The following is a 1,058-nucleotide window of genomic DNA, read 5'->3' on the forward strand; positions in this document are numbered from 1 at the left end:
TCTTTTAACTTTTCATCTTCTTTTTCATCACAAGTAATAGTATTGCCAAATCTGCCAGATACTTCTTTCATATTCCCTAATACCATCTGAGGATTATCTACAAAGTATTTATTATAAGTCAAACCCTTTTTATCAGTTGCTAGATGAATCCAATCATCATCTCTTTCTATAACTGAATCTCTCTTTTTCAAGAAAATAATATCTGAAGTAACTTCTGTACCAGCAAGTCCTTTAAATATTGTATTAGGAAGCCTCATAGCTCCTAAAAACTCACATCTTGCATTAATATATTTTCTAACAGATTCATCTTTTTTATCCATAGTTCCAGATGAAGTTATGAAGGCAATAATTCCTCCATTCCTAACCTTATCTATTGACTTTGCAAAAAAATAATCGTGAATCAGAAAGTTATTTCTGTTATATTCACGATCGTTAACTTTAAAATCTCCAAAGGGAACATTTCCTATTACCAAGTCAAAGAAATTATTTGAGAAGTTTGTTTCTTCAAAACCTTTAATTTGAATATTAGCTTCAGGATAAAGTTCTCTTGCTATTCTTCCGCTTAGACTATCTTTTTCTACTCCATAGACTTTAGAGCTTTGTATTTCACTTGGCATACTTCCAATAAAATTACCGACTCCTGCAGATGGTTCAAGGATATTCCCAGTCTTAAAACCCATATCTGTTATGGTCTTATATATTCCATCCATTACCTCTCTAGGTGTATAAAATGATGTTAGAGTAGACTCTTTAGCATTCAAATACTCATCATTTGTTAGATTTTCTTTTAAAATATTTCTTGCTTCAAGCCATTGTCCTCCCTTTTCTTCATCAAAGACATCGGCAAGACCACCCCATCCTAGATAATCAGCAAGATAGGCTTGTTCATACTCTCTTGGACTCCTATTTTCATTTTCAAGTCTTTTGAGCATCTTAATAGCTTTTATATTTTTATCTAGCTTTTCTGATGGTGTTAGGTATTCTGAGTAGATATGATTTTTCAAGTCATAATTTCTAGCAAAACTTAGCCTTTCCTTATTAGGTTCATAGCCTAGATT

The 1,058-nt window shown here is 31.9% G+C and carries 1 pseudogene; it reads right to left on the reverse strand.

The annotated features are described in order from the left end of the window. Positions 1-1,058 (reverse strand): annotated as a pseudogene (locus tag KHW44_RS10005) (DNA helicase); the annotation flags it as partial.

The sequence above is a fragment of the Finegoldia magna genome (genome assembly GCF_018371055.1).
Taxonomy (GTDB): Bacteria; Bacillota; Clostridia; order Tissierellales; family Peptoniphilaceae; genus Finegoldia; species Finegoldia magna_I.